Source organism: Janthinobacterium sp. DSP2-3-3 (genome assembly GCF_049897325.1).
Lineage (GTDB): Bacteria > Pseudomonadota > Gammaproteobacteria > Burkholderiales > Burkholderiaceae_D > Janthinobacterium.
In genome coordinates this window covers 116,295-124,320 of sequence record NZ_JAFCWA010000016.1, presented here as the reverse complement: position 1 = coordinate 124,320, position 8,026 = coordinate 116,295, and the positions used below count along the sequence as shown (strand labels likewise).

Genomic DNA, 8,026 nt, shown 5'->3' with positions numbered 1-8,026 from the left:
GGTAAGGTAATTGTTTTGTTTGGCGACATCAATTTACCAATTCAAAACCCTCGCTGCCACCCCCTTCCAGCAAAAACGTCAAGTCCATCTTCCCCCACCAAACGCGAAGAACCTTTTTTATTGATGCTCGGCTAACTTAGCGGCCCAATCGCTCCAGCTTGGCTATCCCCAGGTCCAGCACCTTCATGCCGTGCTGGCCGAAGTTGATTTGCGCGCGCGCATTGCCGCCGCCGCCTTCGATGTTGACGATCACGCCTTCGCCGAACTTGGCGTGCGCCACCGATTCACCGATGCGCCAGCCGCCGCCCGTGGCTTTTTGCGCGATCTTTTGCGCAATCGCATTATCCGAACCCAGGCTGGCCACGCGCGGTGCCTCGTCCCAGGCCGACTTGCGGTTGCCGAACCAGTTCGCCTGTACCTTTGGCGACAGCCATTTCAACGCTTCTTCCGGCAATTCATCGAAGAAGCGCGACTTCATGTTGTAGCGCGTTTGGCCATGCAGCATGCGCGTCTGCGAAAAGCTCATGTACAGACGCTTGCGCGCGCGCGTGATCGCCACGTACATCAGCCGGCGTTCCTCTTCCACGCCGTTGTCTTCCTTCGAGCTGCTTTCGTGCGGGAACAGGCCCTCTTCCAGGCCCGTGATGAACACGTTGTCGAATTCCAGGCCCTTGGCCGAGTGCACGGTCATCATCTGCAGCGCATCCTGGCCCGCCTGCGCCTGGTTATCGCCCGCTTCCAGCGACGCGTGCGACAGGAAGGCGGACAGGGGCGACATCACGGCCGGCAACGGCGCATCGGCATCCAGAATCTCGATGCCATCCTGGTTGACGACGGGCGCGCCCGACTGCGCCTGGGCGGCAGGCCCCAGGTGGGCCGGTGCCGCCTGGCCGAAACCTTCTTCGGAAACGAACTGGCTGGCCGCGCTGACCATCTGTTCCAGATTCTCGATGCGGTCGGCGCCTTCCTTTTCATTCTGATAATGCTGCAGCAAGGTACTCGCTTCCAGCACCACTCTGACCATTTCCGGCAGCGACAATTGCTGCGTCTCGAAACGCACGCCTTCGATCAGCTTGACGAAGCCGGCCAGCACGCTGCCCGCCTTGCCCGCCACATAGGGCACGGATGCGTACAGCGAAATGCCATACTGTTCCGACGCGGCCTGCAATTGCTCGATCGAGCGCATGCCGATACCGCGCGTGGGGAAATTGACCACGCGCAAGAAAGCCGAATCGTTGTGCGGATTGTCCATCAATTGCAAATAAGCAATCGCGTGCTTCACCTCGGCGCGCTGGAAGTAGCGCTGGCCGCCGTACACATGGTACGGAATCGCCGCCGAGAACAGCGCATGTTCGATCACGCGCGACTGCGCGTTCGAGCGGTACAAAATGGCGATCTCACTGCGCGAGGCGCCATCGGCGATCAGGCTTTTCGCCTCTTCGATGATCCACTGCGCTTCCTGCAAGTCGGAACTGGCTTCATACACGCGCACCTGCTCGCCATGGCCCGCGTCCGTGCGAAGATTCTTGCCCAAGCGCTTGCTATTGTTCGCAATCAACACGTTAGCGCTGTCGAGGATGTGGCCGTGCGAGCGGTAGTTCTGCTCCAGCTTGATCAAGTTCTTGACCTGAAACTCGTGCTCGAAGGCGCTCATATTGCCCACGTTGGCGCCGCGGAAGGCGTAAATGCTCTGGTCATCGTCGCCGACGGCAAACAGGGCGCCACCATCGCGGCTGCCGTGGCCGGCCAGCAACTTGAGCCAGTTGTATTGCAGATTATTCGTATCCTGGAACTCGTCCACCAGGATGTGGCGGAAGCGCGCCTGATAGTGCTCGCGCAGCGGCTGGTTGCGGCTCAGCAATTCGTACGTGCGCAGCAGCAATTCGGCAAAATCGACCACGCCTTCTCGCTGGCACTGGTCGTCGTACAGCTGGTACAGCTCGACCATCTTGCGCTCGTGCGCGTCGTACGCTTCCACGTCCGTGGCGCGCAAGCCCTGGTCCTTGGCGTTGTTGATGAAATACATCACCGTCTTCGGCGGGAATTTTTCATCGTCAATATTGTTTGCCTTCAACAAGCGCTTGATCACCGACAACTGATCCTGCGAATCGAGGATCTGGAAGGTCTGCGGCAAGGCCGCATCGCGGTAGTGCGTGCGTAGCAAGCGGTTGCACAGGCCGTGGAAGGTGCCGATCCACATGCCGCGCGTGTTGATCGGCAGCATGGCCGACAGGCGCGTGAGCATTTCCTTGGCGGCTTTATTCGTAAAGGTCACGGCCAGGATGCCGGGCGGCGATACCTGCTGGGTCTGGATCAGCCACGCGATGCGGGTGGTCAGCACGCGGGTCTTGCCCGAACCGGCGCCAGCCAGGATCAGCGCATGCTGGGCCGGCAAAGTGACGGCAGCCAATTGTTCGGGATTGAGGTTGTGAAGAAGATTTTGCATGCCGTGATTATACCGGCATGGCTAAAAATACTGTGCATTTGTCCAGCGGTCGCGCCAGTTTTCCATGTGCGCGCTACAATCGGCGTCCCGACACAGCGGCCTGTATCCCATGACACCACCCACTCACCTCGACGGCGCCCGCGTACTGGCCTGGGCCTGGTCCGACCTGCCCTTCGGTCACGTCGCCGATGAGCATGGTGGCGCCGGCCCCATCGCCATCCACGGCCTGGCCGTGTGCCGCTACGGCGACGAGGCGCGCGTCTACCGTTTCTGCTGCGATGCGCGCTGGGACACGGTGCAGGATGAGGTGTATGCCAGCGAAGACGAGGCCAGGCAGCAGTTGCCGGCGCAATACCGGGCCGTGGCCGCCATTTGGCGTCAAGTCTAGCGCACCAATTTTGCCTTGCCTTCGCTAAGCGCCTGGGCGATCACCTGGCGCGTGGTCTTGTCCGCGATCTTGACGACTTTTTCCTGCTGGCGGCCCAGGTCGCCCATTTGCTTGCCCAGCGCTTCCATCGGCTTGCTGCGCTGCTCCATCTGGCGCGACATCTGCTCCACTTTCTCGGCCTCGCGCTCGTGCACGTCGGCGATACGGTCGTTGATCTCTTCCATCTCTTCCTGCGCATCTTCCATCTGCTGCTGCAAGCGTTCCACGTCGCGCACGGCCGCGCGGCGCGCCGTGTCGCTCGTTGCCAGCGCCTGGCGGCGCGAGGCATCGCCGAGCTTGCGGCCCAGCTCCTGCTGCTGGCGGCCCAGCGCACGCAGCTGTTCCGACTCGCGCGCGCTACCGTTCGCCTGGCTGCGGGCGCCCATCTTGCGACCGATTTCACCCATGGCCTTGCCATGCGCATCCATTTGATCGCCGAGCGTAGTCATCTCCTTGCCGATCTGTTTCGAGGGCTGCCATGCCGTACGCACCTTGCCCAGCAAGGCAGCATCCTGCAGCACGTAAGCCCGCCCCTGGTCGCGGAACCATAGGAATGGCCCCTTGATCGAGCGCTTGAGCTTTTCCACCTGCTGCGAGTGAATATCGCTGTCGACGACGATGACACCCTCGCTATCGCTGGCGCCATCGACCAGCGCATAGCTTTCGCCCTTGTCGAGCGAACGGCTGACCTGCACGCTGGGCGCGGCCGGTGGCGCGGGCGGCTGCGGCGGCTGCACGGCCAGCGCGCTGCCGCCAAGCAAGATACCGGCCAAGCTGAGGATCAAACGATAGGAAGTGGACATGGCTGCCTCGTCGCAAAAGTAGTGGAGCGTTGACTTTAGCGGTGGATGGATCACGGCTCCAGCGTGGTGCGACAGGCTGCACAAAGGCAGGTCTGGATGGCAGGCTTGCGCGATGAATGGCAAACCACGGACGAAAAAAAACGGAGGCCGCAGCCTCCGCAAAAACGCCGTGGTACGGCGTATCTGAAATCAGTACAGCACGACGGAGCGGATCGATTCGCCGCTCTTCATCAAGTCGAAACCCTGGTTGATATCATCGAGCTTCAGGCGGTGCGTGATCAAATCATCGATATTGAGCTTGCCTTCCATATACCAGTCGACGATCTTCGGCACGTCCGTGCGGCCGCGTGCACCGCCGAAAGCCGAACCTTTCCACACGCGCCCCGTCACCAGTTGGAATGGACGGGTGGAGATTTCCTGGCCGGCCGCCGCCACGCCGATGATGATGGACTGGCCCCAGCCCTTGTGGCAGCACTCGAGCGACTGGCGCATGGTGGTGGTGTTGCCGATGCATTCAAACGAATAATCGGCGCCGCCGTCCGTCAGTTGCACGATGGTGTCGACCACGTTTTCCACCTCGTTGGCGTTGACGAAATGCGTCATGCCGAACTTGCGCGCGATGGCCTGGCGCGCCGGGTTGATGTCCACGCCGATGATTTTATCGGCGCCGACCATCTTCGCGGCCTGGATCACGTTCAGACCGATGCCGCCCAGGCCGAACACCACCACGTTGGCGCCGGCTTCCACCTTGGCCGTAAACAGCACGGCGCCCACGCCCGTCGTCACGCCGCAACCGATGTAGCAGACCTTGTCGAATGGCGCATCTTCGCGGATCTTGGCCAGGGCGATTTCCGGCACGACGATGTAGTTCGAGAAGGTGGACGTGCCCATGTAGTGGAAGATGGGTTGACCGTCGATGGAAAAGCGCGAGGTCGCGTCCGGCATCAGGCCACGGCCTTGCGTGGAGCGGATGGACTGGCACAGATTGGTTTTCTGCGACAGGCAGAACTTGCACTGGCGGCATTCCGGCGTGTACAAGGGGATGACGTGGTCATCCTTTTTCAGGCTCTTCACGCCCGGGCCCACGTCGACGACGATGCCGGCGCCTTCATGACCGAGGATAGCCGGGAAGATGCCTTCCGGATCGGCGCCCGACAGGGTGTAGTAATCGGTGTGGCAAATGCCGGTGGCCTTGATCTCGACCAGTACTTCACCCTCGCGCGGGCCGGCCAGGTCGACTTCTTCGACGCTCAAAGGGGCGCCCGCCTTCCATGCAATCGCTGCTTTGGTTTTCATGTGTGTCCTGTGGTGTGTCCTGTGGTGTGTCCTGCGTATGGTTGAACCAGGCGCGCCAGCGCGCCGTATCATCACATCATAACAAGGCAGGCGCCGACATGCCACGCCGGCGCCGGTGCAACGCTTACTTGGTTTTCGCGCGGTTGAGGAATGCGCCATGCAGGCCGTTCAGGGTTTCCTCGGCCAGCAGCAGCTGGCTGGCGATTTCATTGATCTTGCGGCGGCTGGAACGGGCATGGTCGCGCAGCACTTCGAAAGCCGTGTTGCGGTCCGTCTGGAACTTACCCATCAGCAAACCCACGGCCAGACTGGTTTCGCGGCCGGCGGCCAGGGCCGCATTCAGGTTCAGCTCGGTACGGCGCAACTGGCGGATTTCATCGGCGCGCGCCAGGCCCGCTTCGAAGGCGGGCATCAAACGGCCTTCATCGACGGGTTTCACCACATAGCCGACGGCGCCGTAAGCGGCCGCCTGCTTGCCCGATTCGCTATCGCCACTGCCGGACAGGAACATGAACGGCACGCCCGTCTCGCCGTGCAGGCGCTTGGCCAATTCCAGGCCGGACATGCCCGGCATGTGGATGTCAAGCAAGGCCAAGTCCGGCTCGCGCTGGGCGACCATTTGCAGCGCCACTTCGGCCGAATTGGCCAGGGCCGTCTCGTAGCCGGCATGGCGCAGGACTTCGCCGAGGAATTCCAACAGGAGCTGGTCATCGTCAACGATCAGGATAAGGCGTTTCGCGGCGGCTGGCTGACTCATGGCTAAAGGGACCTCGGTAATGAATGATGTTCTTATTATATGCCGATTATTCGTCCAAATCAGCCCCCCATTCCCATGCTCACGCTGCAAACAATTGATTAAATTGCTGCACCGCAATACTCACATCGTCCGCCTGGTCGACCTTGCTCAATACCTTGCCAAATACGCTGCTGATGGCCGCCACCATGTCGGCACCGCGCGCGACCAGCGGCGCCGCGTTCTCCGGCGTCATGCCGCCGATCACCACGCACGGCAAGTTGATCTCGCGTTTAACTTGCAGCACGATATCGGCGGACGTCGTCACCGGGTACTTTTTCACCAGCGAAGGATAAAAGCCGCCGAAGGCCACGTAGCTGGCGCCGCCAGCCTCGGCCGTCCGTGCCAAGGCCATATCGCCATAGCACGAGGCGCCGACGATCTTGCCTGCCCCCAGGCGCGCGCGCACCTGCGCCACGGATGCGTCCGTACCGCCCACATGCACGCCATCGGCGTCAAGCTCTTCGCACAGCTCAAGATAATCATTGATGATGAAGGGCACGCCATACTTGCGGGCCAGGGCCAGCAAGGCGCCCGCCTGCTCGCGCCGCAGCTCAGCTTCGGCGCTCTTGTGACGGTATTGCAGCAGGGCCACGCCTTCCTGCAAAGCTTGCTCGCTCACGTCGAGCAAGCGGTCGGTGTCATCCCAGTTCGGGGTGACCAGATACAGTCCACGCATGCTGTTTTCCTTAGTCATTGAATCGTTGTGGTATCAGCTGACCGGGCGCAATCGCATACGCGTCGGCCAAGGCCGCATGGCAATAGGCTTGCGCCAGGTCTAGCGCTTCGGGCAATGCCTGGCCCAGCGCCAGGCGCGCCGCAATGGCGGAGGCCAGGGTGCAGCCGCTGCCGTGGAAGGCGCCGGGCAGGCGCTGCCAGCGCCACTCACGCTCCCCGCCGTTGGCATCGAACCAGCGGTTGATAATCGCCTCACCGTCGCCGTGCCCTCCCGTCACCAGCACGTTCTTGCAGCCTTGCGCGCGCAAGTTTTCTTCGCCACCGAGGGCCAGCGCTTCCGGCCCGTTCGGCACGATCACGGTCGACACGCGCAACAAGGGCGCCAGCGCCAGCACGGCATCGTCCCGGCTGAGCACGTCGCCATGGCCGCTGGCCAGCACGGGATCGAGCACCACGGGCAAGTCCGGCCGTGCCAGCCGCAATTGCGCGATCAGTTGCGCAATGACGGCCGCATTCGCGGCGCTGCCAGGGATGCCGATTTTCACGGCGCTGATCACCATCTTGTCGATCAACGCCTGCGCCTGGCGGCGCAGCAATTCCGGCGCCACCGGTTCGACAGCAAACACGCGATCGTTGTCCTGCACCGTCAGCGCCGTGATCACCGGCAGCGCATGCGCGCCCTGCGCCGCAATGGCCATAATGTCGGCGGCCAGACCGGCGCCGCCTGACGGGTCGAGACCGGCAAACACCAGCACAACCGGACGATACGGCAGACGCTGTTGTCCCATCACGCCAGGTGGCCCGCCATCGGCGACGACGGCGAAGCGGCGAACTTTCTCGGCATGCGTCCCGCCAGAAACGCCTCGCGCCCGGCCCGCACGGCCAGCTTCATCGCATGCGCCATGCGCACGGGGTCGCGCGCGCCGGCAATGGCCGTATTCATCAGCACACCGTCGCAACCGAGCTCCATGGCGATGGCCGCATCCGACGCCGTGCCCACGCCAGCATCGACGAGCACGGGCACTTTGGCCTGGTCTATGATCAGCGACAAGTTCCACGGATTCAAGATGCCCATGCCCGAGCCGATCAGGGACGCCAGCGGCATGACGGCCACGCAGCCGATGTCTTCCAGAATCTTTGCCTGGATGGGGTCGTCGCTGCAGTAGACCATCACGTCAAAGCCATCCTTGACCAGCGCTTCGGCTGCGATCAGGGTTTCCGGCATGTGCGGAAACAGGGTCTTTTCATCGCCCAGCACTTCCAGTTTCACCAGATTGCGCCCACCCAGCAGCTCGCGCGCCAGTTGCAAGGTGTAGACGGCATCTTTCGCGTTGTAGCAGCCGGCCGTGTTCGGCAATATCGTGTACCGGTCGGGCGGCACGAAATCGAGCAGGCTGGGCGCGTTCGGGTCTTGGCCGATATTCACGCGGCGTATCGCCACCGTGATGATTTGCGCTTCCGCCGCGTCCGTCGCTTCGCGCGTCTGCGGCAAGTCCTTGTACTTGCCGCTACCGACCAGCAGGCGTGATTGATATTGCTTGCCTGCGATGGTCAGCAGGTCGTCGTTGTTATTACTTGTCATT

At 62.2% G+C, this 8,026-nt stretch carries 8 protein-coding genes; 1 reads left to right on the top strand and 7 read right to left on the bottom strand.

Features of this window, described 5'->3' with window-relative positions; all coding sequences use genetic code 11:
- Positions 1–136: 136 nt before the first annotated feature.
- On the bottom strand, positions 137–2,446 hold the full coding sequence (locus tag ACP7DE_RS25285) for a UvrD-helicase domain-containing protein (RefSeq protein ID WP_426074674.1): 2,310 nt from the start codon (positions 2,444–2,446) through the stop codon (positions 137–139).
- A 109-nt stretch (positions 2,447–2,555) separates the two neighbouring features.
- On the opposite strand from ACP7DE_RS25285, the gene ACP7DE_RS25280 reads away from it, so the two are divergent.
- Complete coding sequence (locus ACP7DE_RS25280) at positions 2,556–2,834, top strand: hypothetical protein (RefSeq protein WP_426074673.1); 279 nt, start codon at positions 2,556–2,558, stop codon at positions 2,832–2,834.
- On the opposite strand, the gene ACP7DE_RS25275 is transcribed toward ACP7DE_RS25280, so the two are convergent.
- The 6 genes from ACP7DE_RS25275 to ACP7DE_RS25250 form a co-directional block, all read right to left on the bottom strand.
- Positions 2,831–3,676: a hypothetical protein gene (locus ACP7DE_RS25275; RefSeq protein WP_426074672.1), complete on the bottom strand. Its 846-nt coding sequence runs from the start codon at positions 3,674–3,676 to the stop codon at positions 2,831–2,833. The genes ACP7DE_RS25280 and ACP7DE_RS25275 overlap by 4 nt on opposite strands.
- Positions 3,677–3,865: 189 nt before the next feature.
- Positions 3,866–4,972 (bottom strand): S-(hydroxymethyl)glutathione dehydrogenase/class III alcohol dehydrogenase, encoded by a 1,107-nt coding sequence (locus tag ACP7DE_RS25270; protein ID WP_426074671.1) that lies wholly within the window; start codon positions 4,970–4,972, stop codon positions 3,866–3,868.
- A gap of 124 nt (positions 4,973–5,096) precedes the next feature.
- Positions 5,097–5,729 (bottom strand): ANTAR domain-containing response regulator, encoded by a 633-nt coding sequence (locus tag ACP7DE_RS25265; protein ID WP_071079471.1) that lies wholly within the window; start codon positions 5,727–5,729, stop codon positions 5,097–5,099.
- 79 nt (positions 5,730–5,808) lie between these two features.
- Positions 5,809–6,444, bottom strand: coding sequence for a thiamine phosphate synthase (gene thiE, locus ACP7DE_RS25260; RefSeq protein WP_426074670.1), 636 nt, complete (start codon positions 6,442–6,444; stop codon positions 5,809–5,811).
- A gap of 10 nt (positions 6,445–6,454) precedes the next feature.
- Positions 6,455–7,231 carry a bifunctional hydroxymethylpyrimidine kinase/phosphomethylpyrimidine kinase gene (gene thiD, locus ACP7DE_RS25255; protein ID WP_426074669.1) on the bottom strand — a complete coding sequence of 259 codons (777 nt, stop codon included), beginning with the start codon at positions 7,229–7,231 and terminating at the stop codon, positions 6,455–6,457.
- On the bottom strand, positions 7,231–8,025 hold the full coding sequence (locus ACP7DE_RS25250; RefSeq protein ID WP_426074668.1) for a thiazole synthase: 795 nt from the start codon (positions 8,023–8,025) through the stop codon (positions 7,231–7,233). The genes thiD and ACP7DE_RS25250 overlap by 1 nt, the downstream gene beginning before the upstream one ends.
- Position 8,026: the final 1 nt, after the last annotated feature.

What these genes read in the sequence shown, in the direction of transcription:
- ACP7DE_RS25285 (WP_426074674.1), bottom strand. Translation starts at nt 2,446, where the DNA reads ATGCAAAATCTTCTTCACAACCTCAATCCCGAACAATTGGCTGCCGTC.
- ACP7DE_RS25280 (WP_426074673.1), top strand. Translation starts at nt 2,556, where the DNA reads ATGACACCACCCACTCACCTCGACGGCGCCCGCGTACTGGCCTGGGCC.
- ACP7DE_RS25275 (WP_426074672.1), bottom strand. Translation starts at nt 3,676, where the DNA reads ATGTCCACTTCCTATCGTTTGATCCTCAGCTTGGCCGGTATCTTGCTT.
- ACP7DE_RS25270 (WP_426074671.1), bottom strand. Translation starts at nt 4,972, where the DNA reads ATGAAAACCAAAGCAGCGATTGCATGGAAGGCGGGCGCCCCTTTGAGC.
- ACP7DE_RS25265 (WP_071079471.1), bottom strand. Translation starts at nt 5,729, where the DNA reads ATGAGTCAGCCAGCCGCCGCGAAACGCCTTATCCTGATCGTTGACGAT.
- thiE (WP_426074670.1), bottom strand. Translation starts at nt 6,444, where the DNA reads ATGCGTGGACTGTATCTGGTCACCCCGAACTGGGATGACACCGACCGC.
- thiD (WP_426074669.1), bottom strand. Translation starts at nt 7,231, where the DNA reads ATGGGACAACAGCGTCTGCCGTATCGTCCGGTTGTGCTGGTGTTTGCC.
- ACP7DE_RS25250 (WP_426074668.1), bottom strand. Translation starts at nt 8,025, where the DNA reads ATGACAAGTAATAACAACGACGACCTGCTGACCATCGCAGGCAAGCAA.